The 21,502-nt window shown below is 44.4% G+C and carries 27 protein-coding genes; 23 read left to right on the top strand and 4 right to left on the bottom strand.

Annotated features, from left to right (window positions below):
* Positions 1–43 precede the first annotated feature (43 nt).
* The 7 genes from BR63_RS09415 (at position 44) to BR63_RS09385 (ending at position 7,964) form a co-directional block, all read left to right on the top strand.
* Positions 44–1,642 (top strand): spore germination protein, encoded by a 1,599-nt coding sequence (locus BR63_RS09415; protein ID WP_034422070.1) that lies wholly within the window; start codon positions 44–46, stop codon positions 1,640–1,642.
* Between the two features lie 49 nt (positions 1,643–1,691).
* The gene (locus BR63_RS09410) at positions 1,692–2,873 is read left to right on the top strand and encodes a Ger(x)C family spore germination protein (protein ID WP_034422068.1); all 1,182 of its coding nucleotides are present in this window, start codon (positions 1,692–1,694) and stop codon (positions 2,871–2,873) included.
* Between the two features lie 10 nt (positions 2,874–2,883).
* The gene (locus BR63_RS09405; RefSeq protein WP_153802075.1) at positions 2,884–3,984 is read left to right on the top strand and encodes a GerAB/ArcD/ProY family transporter; all 1,101 of its coding nucleotides are present in this window, start codon (positions 2,884–2,886) and stop codon (positions 3,982–3,984) included.
* A gap of 351 nt (positions 3,985–4,335) precedes the next feature.
* Positions 4,336–4,665 (top strand): winged helix-turn-helix domain-containing protein, encoded by a 330-nt coding sequence (locus BR63_RS09400; RefSeq protein ID WP_034422064.1) that lies wholly within the window; start codon positions 4,336–4,338, stop codon positions 4,663–4,665.
* Between the two features lie 20 nt (positions 4,666–4,685).
* A complete protein-coding gene (modA, locus tag BR63_RS09395; protein WP_034422063.1) occupies positions 4,686–5,471 on the top strand; it encodes a molybdate ABC transporter substrate-binding protein in 786 nt (261 codons plus the stop codon).
* A gap of 20 nt (positions 5,472–5,491) precedes the next feature.
* Entirely contained in the window at positions 5,492–6,166 is a 675-nt protein-coding gene (modB, locus tag BR63_RS09390; RefSeq protein ID WP_034422061.1) for a molybdate ABC transporter permease subunit, read from the top strand.
* A 307-nt stretch (positions 6,167–6,473) separates the two neighbouring features.
* Positions 6,474–7,964, top strand: a complete 1,491-nt coding sequence (locus tag BR63_RS09385; protein WP_051965696.1) for a divergent polysaccharide deacetylase family protein — start codon at positions 6,474–6,476, stop codon at positions 7,962–7,964.
* Positions 7,965–8,306: 342 nt separating this feature from the next.
* On the opposite strand, the gene BR63_RS09380 is transcribed toward BR63_RS09385, so the two are convergent.
* Positions 8,307–8,822 (bottom strand): chromate transporter, encoded by a 516-nt coding sequence (locus BR63_RS09380; protein WP_034422060.1) that lies wholly within the window; start codon positions 8,820–8,822, stop codon positions 8,307–8,309.
* Positions 8,822–9,397 (bottom strand): chromate transporter, encoded by a 576-nt coding sequence (locus BR63_RS09375; RefSeq protein ID WP_034422058.1) that lies wholly within the window; start codon positions 9,395–9,397, stop codon positions 8,822–8,824. Before BR63_RS09375 ends, BR63_RS09380 begins: the two co-directional genes overlap by 1 nt.
* Positions 9,398–9,587: 190 nt before the next feature.
* Here BR63_RS09375 and BR63_RS09370 point away from each other — a divergent pair, with 190 nt between their 5' ends.
* From BR63_RS09370 to BR63_RS09350, 8 genes are all read left to right on the top strand, one after another.
* Complete coding sequence (locus BR63_RS09370; protein WP_034422056.1) at positions 9,588–9,863, top strand: hypothetical protein; 276 nt, start codon at positions 9,588–9,590, stop codon at positions 9,861–9,863.
* 118 nt (positions 9,864–9,981) lie between these two features.
* A complete protein-coding gene (locus BR63_RS09365) occupies positions 9,982–10,593 on the top strand; it encodes a hypothetical protein (protein ID WP_153802074.1) in 612 nt (203 codons plus the stop codon).
* Positions 10,594–10,674: 81 nt separating this feature from the next.
* The gene (locus BR63_RS09360; protein WP_034422052.1) at positions 10,675–11,109 is read left to right on the top strand and encodes an Hsp20/alpha crystallin family protein; all 435 of its coding nucleotides are present in this window, start codon (positions 10,675–10,677) and stop codon (positions 11,107–11,109) included.
* A gap of 93 nt (positions 11,110–11,202) precedes the next feature.
* Positions 11,203–11,499, top strand: coding sequence for a hypothetical protein (locus BR63_RS09355; RefSeq protein WP_034422051.1), 297 nt, complete (start codon positions 11,203–11,205; stop codon positions 11,497–11,499).
* A gap of 23 nt (positions 11,500–11,522) precedes the next feature.
* A complete protein-coding gene (locus BR63_RS19765; RefSeq protein WP_276568974.1) occupies positions 11,523–11,651 on the top strand; it encodes a hypothetical protein in 129 nt (42 codons plus the stop codon).
* Positions 11,652–11,778: 127 nt separating this feature from the next.
* On the top strand, positions 11,779–11,901 hold the full coding sequence (locus tag BR63_RS19760) for a hypothetical protein (RefSeq protein WP_276568973.1): 123 nt from the start codon (positions 11,779–11,781) through the stop codon (positions 11,899–11,901).
* Between the two features lie 31 nt (positions 11,902–11,932).
* Entirely contained in the window at positions 11,933–12,055 is a 123-nt protein-coding gene (locus BR63_RS19755) for a hypothetical protein (protein ID WP_276568972.1), read from the top strand.
* Positions 12,056–12,232: 177 nt separating this feature from the next.
* The gene (locus BR63_RS09350; protein ID WP_034422049.1) at positions 12,233–12,541 is read left to right on the top strand and encodes a hypothetical protein; all 309 of its coding nucleotides are present in this window, start codon (positions 12,233–12,235) and stop codon (positions 12,539–12,541) included.
* A 50-nt stretch (positions 12,542–12,591) separates the two neighbouring features.
* On the opposite strand, the gene BR63_RS09345 is transcribed toward BR63_RS09350, so the two are convergent.
* Positions 12,592–12,882: a zinc-ribbon domain containing protein gene (locus BR63_RS09345; RefSeq protein WP_034422047.1), complete on the bottom strand. Its 291-nt coding sequence runs from the start codon at positions 12,880–12,882 to the stop codon at positions 12,592–12,594.
* Between the two features lie 269 nt (positions 12,883–13,151).
* On the opposite strand from BR63_RS09345, the gene BR63_RS09340 reads away from it, so the two are divergent.
* From BR63_RS09340 to BR63_RS09305, 8 genes are all read left to right on the top strand, one after another.
* On the top strand, positions 13,152–13,550 hold the full coding sequence (locus BR63_RS09340; RefSeq protein WP_338056053.1) for a putative ABC transporter permease: 399 nt from the start codon (positions 13,152–13,154) through the stop codon (positions 13,548–13,550).
* A 63-nt stretch (positions 13,551–13,613) separates the two neighbouring features.
* Complete coding sequence (gene trmB, locus BR63_RS09335) at positions 13,614–14,258, top strand: tRNA (guanosine(46)-N7)-methyltransferase TrmB (RefSeq protein WP_034422044.1); 645 nt, start codon at positions 13,614–13,616, stop codon at positions 14,256–14,258.
* Positions 14,259–14,555: 297 nt separating this feature from the next.
* The gene (locus tag BR63_RS09330) at positions 14,556–15,923 is read left to right on the top strand and encodes an RsmB/NOP family class I SAM-dependent RNA methyltransferase (RefSeq protein ID WP_034422042.1); all 1,368 of its coding nucleotides are present in this window, start codon (positions 14,556–14,558) and stop codon (positions 15,921–15,923) included.
* 10 nt (positions 15,924–15,933) lie between these two features.
* Positions 15,934–16,665, top strand: coding sequence for a pseudouridine synthase (locus tag BR63_RS09325; RefSeq protein WP_207724785.1), 732 nt, complete (start codon positions 15,934–15,936; stop codon positions 16,663–16,665).
* Positions 16,662–17,420 (top strand): selenium cofactor biosynthesis protein YqeC, encoded by a 759-nt coding sequence (gene yqeC, locus BR63_RS09320; protein WP_034422040.1) that lies wholly within the window; start codon positions 16,662–16,664, stop codon positions 17,418–17,420. The genes BR63_RS09325 and yqeC overlap by 4 nt, the downstream gene beginning before the upstream one ends.
* A complete protein-coding gene (locus BR63_RS09315) occupies positions 17,417–18,046 on the top strand; it encodes a nucleotidyltransferase family protein (RefSeq protein WP_034422039.1) in 630 nt (209 codons plus the stop codon). Before yqeC ends, BR63_RS09315 begins: the two co-directional genes overlap by 4 nt.
* Complete coding sequence (locus BR63_RS09310; RefSeq protein WP_081908138.1) at positions 18,018–18,821, top strand: XdhC family protein; 804 nt, start codon at positions 18,018–18,020, stop codon at positions 18,819–18,821. The genes BR63_RS09315 and BR63_RS09310 overlap by 29 nt, the downstream gene beginning before the upstream one ends.
* A gap of 170 nt (positions 18,822–18,991) precedes the next feature.
* A complete protein-coding gene (locus BR63_RS09305; protein WP_034422038.1) occupies positions 18,992–20,011 on the top strand; it encodes a molybdopterin-binding protein in 1,020 nt (339 codons plus the stop codon).
* Between the two features lie 97 nt (positions 20,012–20,108).
* On the opposite strand, the gene BR63_RS09300 is transcribed toward BR63_RS09305, so the two are convergent.
* A complete protein-coding gene (locus BR63_RS09300; RefSeq protein WP_187142874.1) occupies positions 20,109–21,368 on the bottom strand; it encodes an IS110 family RNA-guided transposase in 1,260 nt (419 codons plus the stop codon).
* Positions 21,369–21,502: the final 134 nt, after the last annotated feature.

Below are 21,502 nucleotides of genomic sequence, written 5' to 3'. Positions count from 1 at the left end.
AAAACTACCTAGAAGGTGGAATCCTGAGAAAACGAGGAGCGTTATGTTTCGTCATATATTTAAAAAACTTCATTTTTGGCAAATGTTTAACGCAAATTATCATGAACAGGACGGTACTTCCTCAAAACTATCTCAAGCTAACATTTCCCGTGACCTTAAACAGAACCTAAAAGTTTTACGAAACATTTTAGGTACGAGTAGTGATGTTATTATACGCGAATTCAGTTTTGGTTACGAAGAAAAGATTAATGCCGCTCTTATCTTTCTGGATGGCATGACAGATAAAGCTATAATTAATGAAAGTATCATTAAGCCTTTGATGTACGACAGCCACTTGTTCAGTCCCCAAGAATTATCGGTAACAATTAATATTGAAATTATCCGAACAACAATGCTTTCCGTGGGAGAGGTTAAAAAAGTTATTTCTCTAGATGAAGCGGTTAATGACTGTTTATACGGAGATACTATTTTGTTGATAGATGGTTTCCACGAAGCTCTGGTTATTAGTACCAAAGGCTGGGAATCCCGCAGCGTAGAAGAACCTAAGACTGAAGCCGTGGTAAGAGGACCCCGGGAAGGCTTCACCGAAACCTTACGTTCCAATACAACCCTGTTACGGCGCAAAATTCGCAACCCTAATTTTATTATTGAAACGCTGCAATTAGGTGAAAAAACCAAAACCAATGTTTGTATTGCCTATTTAAAGGGGGTAGTAAATCCGCGGCTTGTAGAGGAAGTGAAGGGCCGCTTAAAGAGGATTAAGACGGATGCCATCCTGGAGTCCGGTTATATTGAACAATTTATTGAAGATGCCCCTTTTTCTCCCTTTCCGACAGTTGCTAACAGTGAGAAACCTGATGTTATTGCGGCAAAACTACTGGAAGGGAGGGTGGCCATCCTGGTTGACGGTACTCCTATGGTGCTAACTGTACCGATGGTTTTTATCGAAAGCTTTCAAACCGCGGAAGATTACTATTCTCGTCCTTATTATGCAAGCATTGTTAGAATGCTGAGATTCCTGGCTTTTTTTATAACTATCACAGCCCCAGCAGTATATGTAGCTTTAACAACCTTTCACCAGGAATTAATCCCCACACCCTTATTAATCACCATGGCAGCGGCCAGGGAAGGTACTCCTTTTCCTGCAGTAGCAGAAGCCCTTATTATGGGAACAGTATTTGAGATCCTGCGAGAAGCGGGCGTCCGTTTACCACGCCCTGTTGGTTCAGCCATAAGCATCGTAGGGGCTTTGGTAATCGGTGAGGCCGCTGTATCAGCCGGGCTTATTGGTGCCCCCATGGTTATTGTCATAGCTTTAACAGCTATAGCTTCCTTTGTGGTTCCTTCCCAGTCTGATGTGGCCGCTCTCCTTCGCCTAATCTTTACCGTTTTGGCCGGATTCCTGGGTGCCTTCGGCATTATGATTGGATTAATGGGTGTTTTAATCCACCTGTGTGCTTTAAGGTCTTTTGGCACTCCCTATTTCTCACCTTTGGCTCCCTTAAGTCTTGGCGACGTGAAAGACGTATTTTTTAGAGTACCTATGTGGGCCATGCTCACCCGTCCCCGTACCATTGGCTGGCATGATTACCAACGGCAAGAATGGGGGTTAATGCCCCATCCTCCCAAAAAAGATGAGTAACTGGTTGCCCATTACAGGCCTACACGGAAATTTTGTCTTGAGGTGTTCTATGATAAAACCTGGTAGTTTACTTAGCAAAATATTGGTTTTATTGCTTATAATACTGATTATAGGCGGCTGTTGGAACCGCCGGGAGTTAAATACTTTAGCCATTGTCTCTGGTCTAGCACTTGATAAAGCTGAGGAACCCGGTAAAATTCGCATAACAGCCCAAATCATTAAACCGGGGGAGATGAAAGTCCCTCAAGCAGGGGGTGGTAGTGGAGGAGGCGGTGATGGACAAAAACCTTACTGGAATGTATCGGCCACAGGAGATACCATCTTCGATACAATAAGGGCAATTACCCACCAGTCAAGTCGTAAGTTATTTTTTCCGCATAATGAAATTGTTATATTTAGCCAGGATGTCGCTAAAGAAGGAGTGCAAGAATATCTCGATTTTCTTGACCGTGACCCCGAGCCCCGTCGCCTGATTTGGATTTTAGTTACCAAAGGTACAGCAAGTGAAATTTTAGAAACAAAAGCAGAATTAGAAAAAGTACCTGCCATCAGTATTTCCCATTTAATCGAAGCCCGGGCCGCCACATCGGAAGCAAGTGCTGTGAAGATGCACGAGTTTTTGACCCGTTTGATGAGTAAAACCACGGCACCGGTAGCCTCGCTTATTGAGGTCTCAGGCCAGGGAAAAGAAAAAACAGCCATTCTTACAGGAACGGCAGTTTTCAAAAGAGACAAATTGGTGGGTTATCTTGACAAGACAGAGACCCGGGGCCTTCTCTGGGTCATCAATGAAATAAAAAGCGGTATTATTGTTGTGGAATGTCCTGGCGGTAAAGGCAAAGCAAGCTTGGAAATTATCCGGGCCCGCAGTAAAATTATCCCGGAAATAAAGGATAATAAAATACATATTACGGTAAAAGTTGATGAAGAAGGAAATTTAGGCAGCCAAATGTGCTCTGAAGATTTAACATCACTGTCAGCATGGATGAACCTGGAAAGGAAACAGGCTGCCGCTATTCGCAGTGAAGTGAAGGCCGCCTTAAAAAAAGCGCAGGAACTTAACACGGATATTTTTGGCTTTGGTGAGGCTGTACACAGAAAATATCCTAAGCTGTGGAAAGATATAGAAGACCACTGGGATGATTTTTTCCCGGACATTGAAGTAACGGTAATAGTAAATGCTAAATTGCGCAAATCAGGCATAACGACAAAACCAGCTAAACCGGAATAGGTGGGTCTTAATGATGAAGCTTGAAGGAGGTAAAATATCCAGGTCCCAGTTAACCTTTTTAATCACAGGGTTTACTCTGGGTTCCTCCGTAATCTTGAGCCCCGGTCAAGCAGCCAAACATGATGCCTGGCTGGCCATTTTAGCGGGCCTGGGCGAAGGCCTGGTCTTTGCGCTAGTTTTTACAACCCTGGCTATGAGGTTCCCCGGTAAGACCTTAGTCCAATTTAATGATATCATTTACGGCCCCTATTTAGGTAAGGTAATTTCTTTAAGTTACTTATGGTTTTTCTTCCACCTGGCTAGTTTAGTTTTGCGCAACTTTGGGGATTTTTTTACTGCTATAATCTACCCGGAAACTCCTATGGTGGTATTTATAATCCTTGTTGCCTTAATCTGTGCCTCGGCGGTACGAAACGGGATAGAAGTAATAAGCCGGTGCAGTTTAATATTAATATCCTTCACAGCTTTTATGATCTTAGGTACGACAATTTTACTCCTGAAAGACATGGAGTTTGTCAATTTTTTACCTGTTTTCGACCTTCCTTTAAAGGAATTTTTAAAGGCCAGCCATGCTGCAGCTACTTTTCCCTTTGGTGAAACAGTGGCCTTTCTTATGGTAATGGCCTTTTTAAATAAGGTAAAACAGGCCAAGACATCTACCATAATGGCTTTAATCATTGCCGGTATACTCCTGGTAATAGCTGCAGTACGAGATACAGCTGTCCTGGGAATTACCAAAAACATTTCTGTTTATCCTTCTTATCAAACAGTACGCTTAATTGAAGTAGGAAAAGTAATAACCAGGCTGGAAATTGTAGTGGCTGTTAACCTGTTAGCTATGGGGTTCTTGAAAATTTCCGTCCTCTATTATGGAACGGTACTGGGTATGGCCCAATTATTAAATTTACGTTCCTATCTGCCCCTGGTATTTCCTATTGGCGCTATGATGGTCAGCCTGAGTATCTTGCAGTTTGACAGTAATATAGAAAATATGTTTTTTGCCTTTAATATCTATCCTTTTTACAGTCTTCCCTTTGAAGTTGGACTACCTCTTCTTTCACTAATTATTGCTATGATACGGGAGGTACCAAAAAAAGCGAAAGGAGCATAGAAGTGATTGTCTTGTTGATCGCAGCTTTTGTAGGCATTGCCCTATTTGAAGTGCCGGGCCTTATACAAAAGAAATATTGGCGGGAACTTATAGTTTTTTTGATGTTCTTACTAGGGGCTTTCATACTGAGCCTTCTACAAGTCTTAGGGGTTAAAGTGCCTAATCCTGTGAAGGGCATAGAGTTTCTTGTAAAGAACTTCCTAACCATTATAACTTAATAACTGTTGTTCATAATCTTTTCATGTAATATAATTACTATTGTCTAGAATTGGATTTTATTTTTCTGCCATCAAATGGGCTATTTTTTTTAGACATCGTTATGTTTATATGAAAATAATGAGAGGTAGTTATATGAAACTTAGGTACAAGCTTTGGCTTGAGGTGGACGAGGGGAAAGCCTTTGGCACTGGCCCCTATGAGATTCTTAAGCATGTTGAAGTTTTTGGTTCACTGAATAAAGCTGCAAAAGAATTAAACATCTCCTATAGTAAGGCTTGGAAAATCATAAATATGGTGGAAGAGAGACTGGGCATGGCCTTAATTCATCGAGAAACGGGTGGTATGTCAGGGGGCGGTTCTTACTTAACCGAAGAAGGAAAAAACATGCTGAGAAAATACAGCTCTTTTATGGAAGAGGCTGACCAAGCTTTACAACAATTATTTGCCAAGCATTTTAGTTAATTAATGAGGAGATGGTACTTATGAAAAAAGTTGTGTCTGTTTTAGCCTTACTTGCACTTATCTTTAGCACATTTATCTTTGGTGTTGGTTGTACTGCGAAAGCAACAAAGCCAGGAGCATTAACGGTGTCCGCTGCTGCCAGTCTAAAGGATACGATGGAAGAAATCAAAGAAATTTATGCCAAAGAAAACTCAAAAGTGGAAATTACATATAACTTTGGTGCATCGGGTGCTTTACAACAGCAAATAGAACAAGGGGCTCCCGCTGATATTTTTATTTCAGCAGCCCCTAAACAGATGGACGAACTACAAAAGAAAGATTTAATTGTCAAAGACACGAGAAAAGATCTTCTGGAAAACAAGGTTGTTTTGGTTACTCCTAAGGATAGACGGCTCATAACTTCTTTTGAGGACCTTGGGAAAAAAGAAGTGCAGAAAATTGCTATCGGTGCTCCGGAGTCTGTCCCTGCTGGGAAATACGCCCAGGATGCCTTAACCTCCCTTGGTATCTGGAACCAGATAGCATCGAAACTAGTCTTAGCCAAGGATGTACGTCAGGTTTTGACTTATGTTGAGACTGGAAACGTGGAGGCAGGTATTGTTTATCAAACAGATGCCAAAATCTCTCACAAGGTGCAGATAGCGGCTGTTGCTCCCGAGAAGTCTCATGCTCCTGTTGTTTATCCTATAGCGGCAATTAAAAGTAGTAAGAATATGGAGCAAGCTCAAAGTTTTATTAGCTTCTTAGCAAGTGATAAAGCAAAGGCTGTCTTTGAAAAATACGGTTTTACTGTCAAGACTAAATAAATCATTAAAGGGGTTTTAGAATGGCTAGCTTAGACTTGTCTCCTTTATGGATTTCTGCTAAAACTGCCTCAACAGCCACTGTAATCACATTTTTCCTGGGGATAGCGACTGCCCGCTGGATGGCTGGGTATAAAGGGGGGCTAAAAAGCATCCTCGATGGGTTATTCATTGCCCCTCTTGTCCTCCCCCCTACTGTAGTCGGGTTTATTCTTTTGTTGATATTTGGGAAGAATGGTCCTATTGGAAGTGTTTTATTAAAACTGGGGAAAACCATTATTTTTTCCTGGCAGGCAACAGTGATTGCTGCTGCGGTTGTTGCTTTTCCCATCATGTACCAGACAGCCAGGGGAGCTTTTGAGCAGGTCGACCCCAACCTTGAAAACGCTGCCCGGACTTTAGGGGCCAGTGAATGGACTATCTTCTGGCGTATTACTGTACCTCTGGTGTGGCCGGGTATTGCGGCAGGAACAATTCTTTCCTTTGCCAGGGCACTGGGAGAGTTCGGAGCTACCTTAATGTTGGCAGGTAATCTCCCAGGCAAGACCCAAACTGCACCCGTAGCCATTTATTTTGCTGTGGAAGCTGGTGATACTTCTAAGGCCTTGTTTTATATGCTGGTAATTATGGGTATTTCCCTGGGGATGATCTTTGTTCTTAACCAATGGAAATCATATCAGGACAGGGTAAAGGTATAACTTATTCTCGTGAGGTTAGAGAGGATGCTTGAAGTAAACATAAAAGAGAACTTAGCGGGTTTTTTATTTGCATATTCCTTTCAAGCCAACAATCGGGTTGTAGCCCTGTTTGGGCCGTCCGGTAGCGGCAAAAGCATGACGTTGCAATATGTCCGGCCTTCCAAACGGGAATACCCTCTTTATTAAGAGAGAAATGATTTTATCCTGGTTTTTTAAATTAAGTTTGAAAACTAACATAAATTTATCCTGGATAAATAAATATTGATTAAAACTTTTATATGCGTTTCTTTAATAAAGAAGGTGTTCCATGAAAAAACTCAGATTACTGGTTATAAAAAAACGGGTACTATACTTGTTCATTCTGAGTTTTTTAACTCTTATCCTCACATATACTGAATATAAGCCCATAACAACCACATTTGGCGAACTCATGGCACCCATTTGTATCATTAACAAAAAAGTTTTTCTGGACCCGGGGCATGGTGGTGAAGACCCGGGATGTAATGATCCGCGTTTAGGTATTTACGAGGAGGACATTAACCTTAAAGTTGCTTCCAAAACCAGGGAGATATTAACGAAAGCTGGTGCAGAGGTCATAATGTCCCGGGAGTCGGATAAAGATTACGTCTTACCAAAAGCTCTAAGAGGGGATATGACCAAAAAACGTTGTGACCTTACAACCCGCATCAGCATTGCAGAAGAGGGTAAAGCCGATGTATTTGTATCCCTTCACGTTAATGCTACCAGGAAACGGTCATATGCCGGTGCTGAAACCTTTTATAATCCTGCTGAACCTGACAGTGTTCTCCTTGCCCAAAATATTCAAAAACATTTGCGCAGTATCCCCGATATGACGAAGCGAATTCCTAAGCCAGGAAACTATTTTCTTCTGAAGAATGCTTCCATGCCTTCAGTCATCGTCGAGATGGGCTATTTGTCAAATAGTAAAGAGAAAGAGTTACTGGTACAGGAAAGTTACCAGGAAGCACTGGCTCTTGCCATAAGCCGAGGTTTGATCGACTATTTTAAAGATTGCACATTAAGACTGGAATCTCCTTCGGTCACTGATGTCATAGCCATACAAAAACCCAAGGTGGCTATCATTATTGATGACCTTGGACATCCTTACAACAAAGGTGTTGAGGAAATTATGGCCCTGCACAAGTACCCGTTAACCTTAGCCGTTATGCCCAATATGGAGAAAACTGTGGAACACGCTTTAAGGGCTGAGAAAAATGGGTTTGAAGTATTGATTCACATGCCTATGGAGCCGGAGTATGGGAACAGTAATTGGTTAGGGCCCGGTGCCATCAAGAATAAGATGTCAAGGCAGGAAATCACCCTGAACCTCAGGAAAGCCCTGGATCAAATTCCTAATGCTGTAGGTTTAAACAACCACATGGGTTCCCTGGTTACCCAAAAAAGGGAACTTATGCTGCCTGTTATGGAATTTTTAAAAGAAAACTACCTGTTTTATGTTGACAGCCGTACTTCGGAAAAAACAGTCTGCAGAGATATTGCCGGGGAGGTAGGAGTGCCATATACAGAACGCACGCTGTTTTTAGATAATCAGTATGATTATGCTTCTATAAAGAGAGAGATTTTAAAATTAGGTCAATTGGCCCAGTTAAATGGCTACGCCATTGGCATTGGCCATGTAGGACCTCAAGGATTAAACACAGCCAAAGCGTTGGCTGATACACTGCCGCTCTTAGAAGAACAAGGGATTGATCTTGTATTCGTTTCAGAGCTATTTGTTGAGCAAAATCCTTTCAAAAAAACCATTAGCGATGGCTAATGGTTTATTTTTCCTGTACGCCCAGCATGGGCGTCATCTCTAGGGTGAAAGTCCCGAACGGGGGCTGGCGAGTGCCTACCGTTAGCTGACGGCAAGGGTGTACATCGTGTTGCGCCTTGAAAGCGCATGAGTAACAAGTAACCTGAAATGGTTACCATGATAAAGTTTAACCAACAGTCATGTACCGAGTCTTGTGCGGTGCATAGCAATGTGTCCAGCAAACCGAGTACAGTCCAAATTCGTCAATCTTTAGAAACCGCCTAGTGCGGACCCGCATGCCAGGTGGTGTGAGAGGCGGGGGTTTATCGCCCCCTCCTACTCGATTTTTGCGATGTTATTCTCCTAGTAAATAATGATACCAAGGACCCCAAAGGCCAGAAGGATAAAGATAGGGTGCAGCTTTGTATATTCCATTAGTCCTAGAGCAATTAAAGCCAGGATAACACTGGTTATATTAACAATGGTGTCTTTACCTACCAGAATCGCGGCACCGATGACAAGGGCAACGACCACAGGGCGAAGACCTTGAAAGGCCCCCTGAAAGCGGGGGTTATCCTTATTCTTAATCACAATACTGGCTAAAGTGGTGATTAAAACAAAGGAAGGTAAAACAACGCCTGTAGTAGCCAGGGCAGAACCTAAAACTCCCGCCATTTTGTATCCCACATAAGTTGCAGTGTTTACAGCTACGGGGCCAGGAGTCATTTCCGCAACGGCCAGGATATCAGTAAACTGCTGGATGGTCAGCCATTGATGATTATACACCACTTCCTGTTGGATTAATGGGAGCATACCATAGCCTCCGCCAAAGCTGAAAGCGCCAATAAAGGTGAAAGTAAGAAAAAGTTCCCAAAGCATTATGAGACCTCCTTGTTCCGTTTGGAGAGAATAATACTTCGTGCGATTCCGGCTATGGCTCCGGATATGATAAGGACAATGGGATGAATTTTGAATAAGACGAGAGCAGTAATAGCCAGAAGACCTAAAATGACACTAAAGGGGTCCTTAATGCTCTTTTTCCCCATGCCCAGCCCTGCACCAAGAATCAGAGCTACCACAGCGGGGCGAACGCCTTCAAAAAACTTAGTCATGTACTGGGTTCCACTTTGGGAGGCAATGAAGATGGCAAACAAGAGAATAGTTATGAAGGAAGGGAGGACAGTACCTAAAAGAGCAGTGACTGCTCCCGGAATTCCCGCTAACTTATAACCTATGAAAACGGAAGAATTTACAGCGACGGGGCCTGGAGCAGATTGTGTTACGGCAATCATATCGATGAATTCCTCTTGTTCCATCCAGCATTTGTTTTCGCAAACTTCCCTTTGAATGACAGGAATCATGGCAAAACCGCCGCCGAAGGTAAAGCACCCCACTTTAAAGAAAGAGAGGAAGAGGGCAAAAAGAAATTTAGATAAAATCGATGGACGTGACATGGGATCTCCTCCACGTAAGATGATAAGGTTAATACTTTTATATCATAACATATAAAATGTACAAAAATGCCCAAGTTTTTATACCAAAGGATAAAAAAGCAAAATGAAAAGAATTACAGGTCATGCACCAGATACTCCACTTAGACATAAATTTAAACAAAATGGTGTGAGAAGGAAGGTGACCAAACCCATGAGTTTGACTCAAATGCTGCAGATCATGTCTGCTCTACCGCAAATTGTAGAGACCATCAAGAAAATGGGTCCTGGGGAAAAGGACGTGTTCGTACAGTCCCTGGGTCTGGAAGGTGAAGAAAAGGAAGCAGCTTATACCGTTATCACAAGGTTCCAGGAGGGGAAACAATTAAGCCCGGATGAACAGGTAAAAGCCCAGATTCTTTTGGAAAAAGCATTAAAAATGAATAATATGGATCTATCCACTCTCCTCAATATGGGGATGAAGAAGTAGTAAACTATGGAGGCTGGTGCCTCCTATTTTGTTCTTGTAATTTGTTAAACACTTTTTCTTAGGAAATTTCATATTATGCATCAGTGAATAGTGTAAGAGGGTGATGTTGGTGGCAAGTTTGCGGTTTACATTTGATGGGGAGAGACGGCCAGAAAGACCTAGACCTCTTCCACCTTTTATGGCACGACCTGTACAGTCCAGGCCTTATATGATGCCAATGGGAGGATATCCCAGGGAAGAGGAGCCAGTTGAACCAAATAAAACTTCAGAGGAAGCGTTATCGGAAAAGGTCACAGAAAGAGAGCCTGAGGAATTAAAGATTATTAGAGACGAAATTAAACAAGAACAAGTAACCCTTCCTCCAATAGAAGATAATACTCAACAAAAAGAGAGTTCTTATGAGCCAAAGCAGGAAATGTCACCGCTTCATGTCAGTGAAAAATTTGTAGCCAAGTTGGACCAGGTAGAAACTACCCTTAGTAACCTGCGGGGACATGCAGTTACGATAAAGCTTCTCTTCGACGAGATCAATTTTAAACTGGATAGCTTTATGCAGATTTTAGAGATAATTCGTGCCAATGAGGAAAGAAGAGTTAACCGGACCCAAATCCAGGTAGCTTCCCAGAAGACGGCCAAGGACACTGTGGATGAGTTCCTGGAGCTCCTACAGACACCAGTCATGCAAAACGCCATGCGGCAGTTTTTAATTAATATGCTGGTCAAAAAGTGAAACGAAAGTCGGTTAATATAACCGACTTTTTATCATTTTAGGGTGCAGTTTCATATCTTGTAATGAAAGGAGGTGGGGTTGATGTATAATAATCATCCTGCCATGAGGGAATTTTGGGAGCAGTACCAGCGCATGATGCAGGATACTCTGGCCGGGACACAAAAACTCCTCCAAAGTATGAACACCTATCTTGAACCTATATCCAGAGGAGTAAAGGATGCCGGTACCGTAGGCTTGGGGAATTGGCCTGCAGGATCCTCGCATGAAATACAGATTAGTAATGACACCGTAGCTGTGACTTTTACTGTTAATCAGGTTACTGATAAAACGAATACAAAAATCTATCTGGAAGGTAATCACTTAATTGTAGACGGGGTTATCCAGGAGAAAATTCCTTTGCCCGTGGCAGTCCAGAAATATGGGGGCAGAGCAAAATATAGCCAGGGTAAACTGGAAGTTATTTTACCAAGAGATAAGTATCTAAACAGGCAGAGCATACCAATCGAAACTGGGTAAAGATAAATCGTGTAAACAAGTAACCAGTAATTAAGCTTAAACATAGGATAGATTACAGGAACGCCTCAAGAAGCTGTAGGGAGGTAAAAGTGGATGACCGGCTATCACGAGAAAAGTTCTTTTCATCATATCAGTGAGGAAAGGCAGACACAAACGAATTTGCCCCAAGATAGCAAAGAAGTGAATGAAGATAATGAAGATAAGGAAAAAAAGAACCCCAACGAAATTACATTGTTTGGTGTAAAAATGAGTTACGCAAAAACTTTTGGTATTGCCTTTATGGTTCTTTTTGCCCTGCTGTTTTTTCCCGGCATAGGAGTTTCCTCATCCCAGGTCAAAAAAGAAGAAATTCCTCAACCTTCAGAAGGGCAAGAGAATATTAACCAATAAAAAAACGTGAAGGAGGTATTTTTATGGTAAATGAAAATGCTCAAACTGAAATGTTCTTTGGTGGCTTTGGCTTGATTTGGTTGATTTTCGCGATTATTATCATTTGCGCCATTTTCCGGCCTATCTTCTTTCCTTATCCCTATGTATACTAACAATTCTTATTTGCGAAATTTTTAGTCATAAAAAAATCAGTCACCACATAAAATTGTACTTCATACAATGAAAGCAGATAAGGAGGAAATGACTCCTTTCGGTAAAATTAAAAGGAGGTATTTAATAATGGCTGACACTGCTGCTCATGGCTATGGCTATTATCCTTTTGGACGCGGTTTTGCGATCCTCTTCCTGGTAATCCTCATCCTCTTACTCTTCCCTGGCTTCTTTGGTGGTTATGGCTGTTAAAATGAAAAAAAGCTAAAGGAGGTATTTAATAATGGCTGACACTGCTGCTCATGGCTATGGCTATTATCCTTTTGGACGCGGTTTTGCGATCCTCTTCCTGGTAATTCTCATCCTCTTACTCTTCCCTGGTTTCTTTGGTGGTTACGGCTACTAATATCTGAAAAATGTTTGAGACGCAAGTTAAGCTTGCGTCTTTTTAAATACTAGAAAGGATCACTTTAGCAAACAAAAAAAACAACAAAAATAGTTAATTCCGTACGTGCCTTTGTTCTGTAGCATTATGAAAGGGGTTTACATACAATAAGATGCGAGTTTATAGGAGGTGTAGGAAATGGAGAATAACGTAAATTCCAAGGTTATGGAAGAGGTATCGACATTAACCACTCAGCTATACCAAGTGAAAGGTTTGTGCAGCTATCTTAGTAATATGATAGACGAAGGAACCTATAAGCTGGATGCTATTTTAAATATTGTAAATAACCTTAAAACCAGGGAACAAAATATCATCGCCACGGGTGCAAGTCCGGCCGTAATCCAGCAATTGAACGCGGAGCAGGTTGACAGTTTATTGGAAATGCTAAAGTCACCTGCTTTCCAAAATATTGCGCGTCAGGTTTTGCTCAAATGGGTGGAAAAATAATAAAATAAGCCCTGCTTTTGCGGGGCTTATTTTTATTTAGTTATCTGGAGTTATCTGGAATTTGTGTAGCAGTCACGGCAGTAGACAGGTCTTACACCCGTTGGCTTAAAAGGTACTTGAGTTTCAGCACCACAGCTGGAGCAGTTTACAGTGTAGTACTGACGATCCCCACCACTACGACCGGCATTACCGCGGTTTCCGCTTTGCTGTTTGCGGGCTTTACGGCAGGGCAGGCATCTAGCGGGTTCGTTCTGGAATCCTTTTTCAGCGTAGAAAGCTTGTTCTTGCTCGCTGAAAATAAATTCGGAACCACAGTCTTTACATACCAGAGTCTTATCCATGTTCTCTTCCTCCTAGTGTTAGATTTGCCTGCTCACTTGTCGGGACCTCCAAATCTAACCCTGGGAAAAGAGAATAGATGGAAATACTAACCGTTCAAGCAGAAAGCAGGTATCACCAATTCAAGTATACAACGGAAAACCGCAATTTGCAATTTTTTTTGCAATTTCTGAAAGTATAACTTTATGGAATTAATGGTGGCAGGACAGATTTACCAGAGATTAGCTCCTATAAATTTTGCAAAAATACTTAAACTAAAGTTATGATGATAATGCGTTTTGTAATTTATGGCATAATCGGTTGGGCTTTAGAAATATTTTGGACAGGTATGGGGGCATTGTTCTCAGGTAACTGGCAGCTTCCGGGGTTTACTTATCTTTGGATGTTTCCCATTTATGGGTTGGCGGTACTGCTGGAACCACTCCATGATGAAATTAGTATTTGGCCCTGGTACATCAGGGGGCTGGTGTGGGTGGTAGTTATTTTCGCCATTGAGTATAGTACGGGCTGGTTACTGGGAATGATCCTGGGAAGCTGTCCTTGGGATTACAGTGGGACTACTCCTTTTCATGTCCGGGGTTTGATCAGGCTGGATTACGCCCCGGCCTGGTTTATCGCAGGTTTGCTTTTTGAACGCCTTCACAGGACATTAGATAAAATCAGGATTTAGGCCCTTGCGCTAAATGAGGAAAAAATATAATATCTAATGTGAGTCCTTGTGGGAGGAATACCTATGCGGCTGCGGAAAAAACCTGGCGTACAAAACAAATTACAGGAAATGCGGGAGTTAGTTATCCCTAATCCCGAAGTAAATAAGGGTAATTGGCATGCTGTCTTTGGCAACACCAATCCCCTCCATGTAGAACTGGGTACGGGGAAAGGGACTTTTATTACGACTTTGGCGGGAATAAATCCGGAAATTAATTATCTCGGTGTGGAAAAAGTACCCGATATTCTCTATATTGCTGCTAAAAAAGCCATTGCCCAGTGCTTGCCTAATTTGCGTTTTTTGCATATGGATGTGGAAAATCTGCCTTTTATTTTCGAAGATGGCGAGGTGGACCGTATCTACTTGAATTTCAGTGATCCCTGGCCTAAGAAAAGGCACAGTAAAAGGCGCCTCACACACCGCCACTTTCTGGAAATCTATAAAAAAGTTTTGAAAAGGCCCGGGGAAATTCATCTGAAAACGGATAACCAGGGATTCTTTGAATTTTCTCTTAATGAATTTTCCGAAATGGGGTTTCGCCTGCGCAATATTACTTTTGATTTACATAACAGCGGCTTTAGCGGTAACGTCATGACCGAGTATGAAGAGAGATTTGTTAATTTGGGGCAGCCCATTTACCGCTGTGAAGCCATCGTCTTACCGGAATGAACAAAGGCGCTAATGCGCGCTTTGTTCTTCAACGGGAACCCCTGCGTTCCCAATGAGGCTCCGCCGTTACCCTCCTCATTGAACATAGGGGAATACCTTCCCCTAAGACCCCTGATTCCTAAGGAATTATATCAATTCCTTAGGAAGAGCAAAACGCCAGCACTGGCGTTTTTTTCGTAATATCAAAAAAAGTATAGCCCCATTCATTCGAAAATCGGAAGTCGGATTTCGGAAGTCGAAAGTAAGCTTGACATCACTCCCGGACAAGTTGAAAATGGGAGTGAAAGGAGTGAAACCATGCGTTTGCCGGAAAGCTTCGCGTTACGGATGCAGGACTTGTTAAAAGAAGAGTGGCGGGAGCTTCTTCAGGCCTGGCAAGGGGAACCTTACCAGGGTTTACGTGTCAACACCCTTAAAATAAGTGCCCCAGAATTAAAAAAGCGGGTTTCCTTTAGGCTTGAACCTATACCCTGGGTAGAAGAGGGCTATTATTACCCTTCAGGGGAAAGACCGGCCAAGCATCCCTATTACCAGGCAGGGCTTTATTATTTGCAGGAACCCAGCGCCATGGCCCCTGTAGCCTGTTTGGACATCAAACCGGGAGAAAAAGTATTAGACCTTTGTGCCGCCCCCGGTGGAAAGTCCACCCAGATTGCGGCCAAACTACAGGGTCAGGGGCTTCTCGTTACCAATGATAATAACGCCGAAAGAGTCAAGGCCTTAGTGTGGAATATGGAGCACTGGGGAGCCACCAATGCTGTGGTGACAAATGAGACACCTGAACGCTTAGCCCGTGTGTTCTCTTCCTATTTTGATAAAATTTTAGTAGATGCTCCCTGTTCAGGGGAAGGGATGTTCAGGAAAGACCCCAGGGCCATCAAGAGCTGGGAGAACTACAGTGTGGAAAACTGTGCCCTTTTACAAAAGGATATCCTGGAACTGGCCGCCAGCATGCTGAGTCCCGGAGGACGGTTATTGTATTCAACCTGTACCTTCTCTCCTGAGGAAAATGAAGGTGTCATAGCCGATTTCCTGGCGAAACGTCCTGATTTTAAAATAGCACCCCTTCCCCTGACTCATGGTTGGGCTCAGGGAAGACCCGAATGGGTAAATGATGCCGCAGGATTGGTAAAAGAAGCCAGGAGGCTGTGGCCCCATAGGGTGAAGGGGGAAGGGCACTTTCTGGCACTTTTGGAGAAAGATAGTACAGAACTATTAAGTAAGCCCCTTTCACCTGTGCATTACAGGGAAGAGAAAAATCTTGAGCCACTTTACGCTTTTATGGAAGAAAATTTGACTCACCCCTTAGCAGGTCCTTTTTTGCTCCAGGGCCAGTATGTGTATAGAATACCCCAGGGCCTTCCTGTCATGCAGGGACTGAAGGTGGTACGGCCCGGGTGGTTTATCGGTGTTCTGAAAAATAAACGGTTCGAGCCGTCTCAGGCTCTGGCTATGGGCTTATATAAAAACGATGTCCAAAGGACCCTCTCATTTAGCTTGGGGGATGAAGAGGTGGAACGCTATTTGAAAGGAGAAACCCTGCTGGTAGATGGCGAAAAAGGGTGGACCCTGGTTTGCCTGGAGGAATTCCCCTTGGGTTGGGGGAAACAAACGGGCGAGTATCTGAAAAACTATTACCCACCTGGCTGGCGCCTGTTGGAGTAAGGGGTGTATTGTGAAAGAATATTTACGCCTTGATAAAATCCTGGCCCACATGGGCATAGGAACGCGCACAGAAATTAGAAAAATGATGAAAAAAGGTTTGGTCAGTGTGAACGGGGAAATCATCAAAGACCCTGCGCACAAGATTAATCCGGAAGAAAGTTCTATTATGGTGGCAGGGGAGCCCGTCATTTATAAACAGTTTATCTACCTGATGCTGAATAAACCTGGCGGTTACCTCTCGGCTACCACCGATGAATATGAGAAAACCGTACTTGATCTATTAACTCCGGAACACCAGATTTTTGCCCCTTTTCCTGTGGGACGTTTGGACAAAGATACCGAGGGATTGCTGCTCCTTACCAATGACGGCAAGTTGGGGCATCATCTAACCTCACCGCGCCGGCACGTACCGAAGACCTATTATGCTTTAATTAAGGGTACAGTTGACACAGAGGACCAAAGTGCCTTTGCTGAAGGCGTAGTACTCGATGACGGCTATCATACTCTTCCCGCCCAGCTTACCATCCTCAACGCAGGCGTGCGGTCAGAAATTGAACTTACTATCTATGAGGGAAAATATCACCAGGTAAAAAGAATGTTTGAGGTCCGGGGTAAAGAGGTTATATACTTAAAAAGAATCAAGATGGGTCCTCTTGCTCTGGACGAAAGCTTAGCCCCCGGGGAATATCGGGAATTGACTCCTGAGGAACTTGCGCGACTAAAGGAGGATATCCCCCAATGAAATTTTCTGAAGCCCTGAAGGTATGGGAAGCGGGAATCATCACTGCCGTAGGGGCAGGGGGAAAAACTTCCCTGCTCCTCTCTTTAGCCGCCGAGTGGCGTGAGAGAAAAGCCCCTTTTCTACTTACGACAACCACGAAAATGTTCTTCTGGCAGGTGCAAAATCACCGGCCCGTGATGTGCAGGGATTATGAACGCGGTGTACGATATCTTCGCAAATCGCTGGACAGGCACGGCTTTGCTTCCTGGTTTACCAGGTGGCGCGGGACCAAGGTAGACGGAGTTCCACCCCACTGGTTGGACATGTTTTTTCAAGCTCAATTGGTTCCCCATATTTTTGTAGAGGGGGATGGGGCCAGGCGTAAACTGATTAAAGCGCCGGCACCTCATGAACCAGTGGTTCCCCTTTCCAACCACCTGACACTGGGTGTGATTAACCTGGGGGCCCTTGGCCGTGATCTTACTCCCCAGTATGTGCACCGGCCGGAAATTCTTGCCCATTTACTTGGTAAATCCCTGGGTGATACCATAGAGGTGAGAGACATTGCTGTTCTTGCCGGACATAAAGAGGGAATTTTTAAAGGGACCCCGGGGAAAAAAGCCCTGGTTCTCACCGGCGGGAGCCGGACAAATGTATCTTCTGGAGAGAAAATACTGAAATATTTGTCAACTGCCAACGAGGTTGGCATTAAGCACTTTATATTAACAGAGGGATTCGGCGGAAAGATGCGCGTAATCGAGGTGTTTCATTTATGACGGAAAACTTGGGAGTGGCAGTGTTAGCGGCAGGTTTGGCCAGGCGCATGGGAAAACCGAAGCTTCTTTTGCCTTTTGGTCATGATACTATCCTGGGTCATGTCCTGCGCACAGCCAGTGCTCTTCCCTGGGGGGGAAAAGTGGCCGTTATAGGTGAACCTCAGATGTTGCTAAGGAATATTTGCCAGCTCTACAAGTTTCCCGCTGTTTATAATCCAAACCATGAACAGGGTATGAGCACATCCTTGCGCAGAGCTTTACAGGAGCTTCCTCTCACAGTTGATGGGATTATCTTTCTTTTAGGAGATCAGCCCTTTATTACACTGGATTTAATAAAGGCCATGACGCGAGAGTTTGCTGCCAGGAAAAATCCTGGGGCTATCATTGTGCCAAGTTTTAGGGGGCAGTATTATAGCCCTGTGCTTTTCGGTTGTAACTGGCGGGATGAATTACTCCAGCTTTGCGGTGATGAAGGAGGCAGGAGGCTAATCCGCAATCATCCTGAAGCGGTGATTCCGCTGGTCTGGGATAAACATGAGCCCTTTTATGATATTGATACCATAGAAGATTATAATTCCCTATGTAAGGAGTGGATGGATGATGAAGATATACCAAAAGATCGTTGAATTACTGGAGCAGGGAGAGGTTATTGCTTTAGCTCGCATTACCAGTCAAAAGGGATCGGCCCCCAGGGGGTCAGGGGCCAAGATGCTGGTACGCCAGGATGGCTCCATTTTTGGCACCATTGGGGGTGGACCCCTAGAAGCCCGGGTTATTCAGGAAGCTAAAGAGAGTATCGCCAAACGGGAAAACAAACTGCTGGAATATGACTTGAACAAAGAGTTAAGCGGCGGCTTGAATATGCAGTGCGGGGGACAGGTCCAGGTATCTATCGAAATCATTGCCCCACCACCTCACCTGATCATTGCAGGAGCCGGGCATATTGGCCAAGTCTTAGCCCAATTTGCTCATGCATTAGATTGGCAGGTTTCAGTAGTTGATGATAGGGAGGAGCTTCTTGCTCCCGGGAAACTGCCGCCGGGCGTATGTGGTGTTTGGGGTGAAACCTATGTGGAGGCCATCAGGAAAGTTAAGATTACGCACAATGCTTATATCGTTATTGTGACAAAGGATGCCGATGCCCAGGTCCTGGAGGAAGTCATTCATTCTCCTGCCGCTTATATCGGCATGATTGGCAGTCAAAGAAAGGTGGCCCTGGTCAAAAAGAACCTTGAACAAAAAGGTGTGGACCCAGAAAGACTGCAGGCTGTCCATGCCCCCATCGGTCTGGATATTAAAGCAGAAACACCGGCAGAAATAGCCGTGAGTATTTTAGGGGAAATTATTATGGTGATGAGAGGCGGCCACGACCCGAGACCTATGTCAGTTGTTAGTTGGTAGTGACGGACGCTCCCCGTTTCCCGATTCCCGATACCCGAATTAGCAGTATATTTTCGGGTAGCTGGTAGCGGGTGGCGGGCAGCGATTAAGTTAGTTGGAAATCTGATGTCGGACGTCGGAAAGCGGAAAGCGGATGTCGTTGATAATAGAGAGTTGGAGGAGTTGAGAGCATGCGTAAGGTTAAGGTGGAAGAGGCTGTGGGGATGGTCCTGGCCCATGATATTACCAAGATTGTACCGGGGGAATTTAAGGGGGCTGCTTTTAAAAAAGGACATGTGGTACGTTCTGAGGATATACCCAGGCTCTTGGACCTGGGAAAAGAACATCTTTATGTCTGGGAAGCCAAAGAAGGCTGGCTCCATGAGGATGACGCCGCCAGGGCCATTGTCGAAGCAACGGCGGGAACAGGTTTAACCTTTTCTGAACCCAAAGAGGGAAAGATTAATTATGTGGCTAAGTTTCCCGGTATCCTGAAAATTGATGTGGAAAGGCTGTACCGGGTGAATTCCGTAGATCAGGTGGTTCTTTCCACCCTGCATAACAATATGCCGGTGAAAGAAGGGCAGGTTGTAGCCGGTACGCGCGTTATACCACTGGTCATCGAGGAAGAGAAAATAAACCAGGTCAAGGCCATAGGGCAAAAAAGCCCCCTCATCCAGGTTATACCCCTGAAGGCGAAAAAAGTTGGTATTGTGACTACGGGAAACGAAGTATTCAAAGGAAGGATCAAAGACGGTTTTGGCCCGGCTCTGGAAAGGAAAATGGGCCATTACGGCTGTGAGATTGTGAAGCAGATTATTGTTCCCGATGATACCAGGTTGATTAAGAATGCCATTATTGAGGTCAAAGAAGCAGGAGCGGAGATAATCTTAACCACGGGCGGCATGTCAGTAGACCCCGATGATGTTACGCCTTTAAGCATCAGAGAATTAGGGGCGGATATTGTCAGTTATGGTTCACCTGTACTGCCGGGGGCTATGTTCTTGCTGGCTTACTGGCTTGGGACACCCATCCTGGGCTTACCCGGCTGTGTCATGTATGCCAAGCAGACGGTTTTTGACCTGGTGTTTCCCCGTTTGCTGGCAGAGGAAATCCTGAAAAAACAGGATTTAATACAATTAGGGCATGGTGGGTTATGTATGGACTGTGAAGTATGCCGCTATCCGGCTTGTAGTTTTGGTAAGGCCTAGGAGGTAGCGTGAAAACATTCTCGACAAGCGTCGAAGACCCCTGAGCTTAAAAAAGGGTATAGCAAACAAGCCCTAACGGAAGCAGAGCGCAGAAAGATTAAGCAGGCAGCGTGATATGTTCGGGGTTTACGATACCATGGGCAACCAAGAGTTTAGCAGCTTGCCTCAAAGCTTTCTCCTTTTGCTTATTGCGAAGCTCCACCGGCATATCAACATGGTAGAGGTCACAAGGATTGAAGACTTCACCTGATTGGAGCATATGATAAGTGGCTGTAAGTATCATTCTGGCAATGGCGATTATGGCTCGTTTCTTCCCTCGGCGCTTGGATATCCGCTCATATTTGATACGGTAGTAAGCGGAAGAATTCGATTTTACAGCGGCATGGGCTGCTTGCACGAGCGTGGGCTTGAGATAAACCCCGGCCCTCGTAATGCGAACGGACTTCTTTTTGCCTGCGGATTGATTGTTGCCGGGCGTTAGTCCCCCCCAGCAGCATAAGCGTTTCGAGGATGAGAACTGAGACATATCCGTACCAATTTCGGAGAGGATCGTAATGGCTATGTTACGGTCAACTCCGGGAATGGTACACAGTAGGGCAATGGCGCTTTCCAAGGGTGCAGCCAACCGGGCGATGGTTTGGTCGAGGTCGGCAATGAGCTGCTCCACGAAATCCAAGTGTTTGCGGACGAAACGGATGCGTGTCTTCTGTTCCGCAGACATTTGAAAACCCTCAATAGATTCGATGACCTCGTCGGCTTTCTTCTTCAAGGAGCGTTGCAGCAAGGAAACGCAATGTTTTGGATCGAAAGAATCCGAGTTTACAAGGTAGTCCGTGATGGAAGAGGCAGATTTGCCAAACATGTCGGAAACGACAGCATCAAGGGCGACATTGCAAACGGTGAAAGCGTTCTGAAAGCGGTTCTTTTCGCTGGATTTACAGGAAACGAGCTTGAAGCGGTATCGCGTATACTCCCGCAAAATGCGGATGTTCTTGGACGGGATAAAGCTACCGGGAACCAGACCGAGGCGAAAAAGATCGCCGATCCACTTGGAATCCTTGACATCATCCTTGTTGCCCTTAACAGCAGCAACCCACTTGGGGTTGGCGACGGTAACCCGGATGCTGTCCTCCAGCAAATTGTATATGGGAACATAATACTTCCCGGTGCTCTCCATGCAAACGTCAAAGCAGTTGTTGTCAATCAGCCACTGCTTAAACGCCAGAATGGATTTGTTAAAGGTAGAAAAACGCTTTTTTTTGTAACTCGGAACGATACCCTGCGTTGTGATGAGCGTAGCGACGAGAAATGTCTTGTGTACATCGACGCCACAACAGATGGGATAAACGATTCTCAGAATTCTCCCTCCTTGCAATGAAATTGTGAGGGAGAAGACAGTGACTGGATCGCCGCACATTTAACGCTGAGTTAAAACAATGATTAGCGTGCGGCCTCATGGCACCACTTATTTGTGCTTGTAAGGCGATCCTT

It is taken from the genome of Thermanaerosceptrum fracticalcis (assembly GCF_000746025.2).
GTDB classification, from domain to species: domain Bacteria; phylum Bacillota; class Peptococcia; order DRI-13; family DRI-13; genus Thermanaerosceptrum; species Thermanaerosceptrum fracticalcis.
The sequence above is the reverse complement of the archived record's forward strand: the minus strand, read 5'-3'. Positions and strand labels throughout refer to the sequence as shown.

Excerpts from the sequence above, each read along its gene's own strand:
- BR63_RS09415 (WP_034422070.1), top strand. The coding sequence starts at position 44 with ATGTTTCGTCATATATTTAAAAAACTTCATTTTTGGCAAATGTTTAAC.
- BR63_RS09410 (WP_034422068.1), top strand. The coding sequence starts at position 1,692 with ATGATAAAACCTGGTAGTTTACTTAGCAAAATATTGGTTTTATTGCTT.
- BR63_RS09405 (WP_153802075.1), top strand. The coding sequence starts at position 2,884 with ATGATGAAGCTTGAAGGAGGTAAAATATCCAGGTCCCAGTTAACCTTT.
- BR63_RS09400 (WP_034422064.1), top strand. The coding sequence starts at position 4,336 with ATGAAACTTAGGTACAAGCTTTGGCTTGAGGTGGACGAGGGGAAAGCC.
- modA (WP_034422063.1), top strand. The coding sequence starts at position 4,686 with ATGAAAAAAGTTGTGTCTGTTTTAGCCTTACTTGCACTTATCTTTAGC.
- modB (WP_034422061.1), top strand. The coding sequence starts at position 5,492 with ATGGCTAGCTTAGACTTGTCTCCTTTATGGATTTCTGCTAAAACTGCC.
- BR63_RS09385 (WP_051965696.1), top strand. The coding sequence starts at position 6,474 with ATGAAAAAACTCAGATTACTGGTTATAAAAAAACGGGTACTATACTTG.
- BR63_RS09380 (WP_034422060.1), bottom strand. The coding sequence starts at position 8,822 with ATGCTTTGGGAACTTTTTCTTACTTTCACCTTTATTGGCGCTTTCAGC.
- BR63_RS09375 (WP_034422058.1), bottom strand. The coding sequence starts at position 9,397 with ATGTCACGTCCATCGATTTTATCTAAATTTCTTTTTGCCCTCTTCCTC.
- BR63_RS09370 (WP_034422056.1), top strand. The coding sequence starts at position 9,588 with ATGAGTTTGACTCAAATGCTGCAGATCATGTCTGCTCTACCGCAAATT.
- BR63_RS09360 (WP_034422052.1), top strand. The coding sequence starts at position 10,675 with ATGTATAATAATCATCCTGCCATGAGGGAATTTTGGGAGCAGTACCAG.
- BR63_RS09355 (WP_034422051.1), top strand. The coding sequence starts at position 11,203 with ATGACCGGCTATCACGAGAAAAGTTCTTTTCATCATATCAGTGAGGAA.
- BR63_RS19765 (WP_276568974.1), top strand. The coding sequence starts at position 11,523 with ATGGTAAATGAAAATGCTCAAACTGAAATGTTCTTTGGTGGCTTTGGC.
- BR63_RS19760 (WP_276568973.1), top strand. The coding sequence starts at position 11,779 with ATGGCTGACACTGCTGCTCATGGCTATGGCTATTATCCTTTTGGACGC.
- BR63_RS19755 (WP_276568972.1), top strand. The coding sequence starts at position 11,933 with ATGGCTGACACTGCTGCTCATGGCTATGGCTATTATCCTTTTGGACGC.
- BR63_RS09350 (WP_034422049.1), top strand. The coding sequence starts at position 12,233 with ATGGAGAATAACGTAAATTCCAAGGTTATGGAAGAGGTATCGACATTA.
- BR63_RS09345 (WP_034422047.1), bottom strand. The coding sequence starts at position 12,882 with ATGGATAAGACTCTGGTATGTAAAGACTGTGGTTCCGAATTTATTTTC.
- BR63_RS09340 (WP_338056053.1), top strand. The coding sequence starts at position 13,152 with ATGCGTTTTGTAATTTATGGCATAATCGGTTGGGCTTTAGAAATATTT.
- trmB (WP_034422044.1), top strand. The coding sequence starts at position 13,614 with ATGCGGCTGCGGAAAAAACCTGGCGTACAAAACAAATTACAGGAAATG.
- BR63_RS09330 (WP_034422042.1), top strand. The coding sequence starts at position 14,556 with ATGCGTTTGCCGGAAAGCTTCGCGTTACGGATGCAGGACTTGTTAAAA.
- yqeC (WP_034422040.1), top strand. The coding sequence starts at position 16,662 with ATGAAATTTTCTGAAGCCCTGAAGGTATGGGAAGCGGGAATCATCACT.
- BR63_RS09315 (WP_034422039.1), top strand. The coding sequence starts at position 17,417 with ATGACGGAAAACTTGGGAGTGGCAGTGTTAGCGGCAGGTTTGGCCAGG.
- BR63_RS09310 (WP_081908138.1), top strand. The coding sequence starts at position 18,018 with ATGATGAAGATATACCAAAAGATCGTTGAATTACTGGAGCAGGGAGAG.
- BR63_RS09305 (WP_034422038.1), top strand. The coding sequence starts at position 18,992 with ATGCGTAAGGTTAAGGTGGAAGAGGCTGTGGGGATGGTCCTGGCCCAT.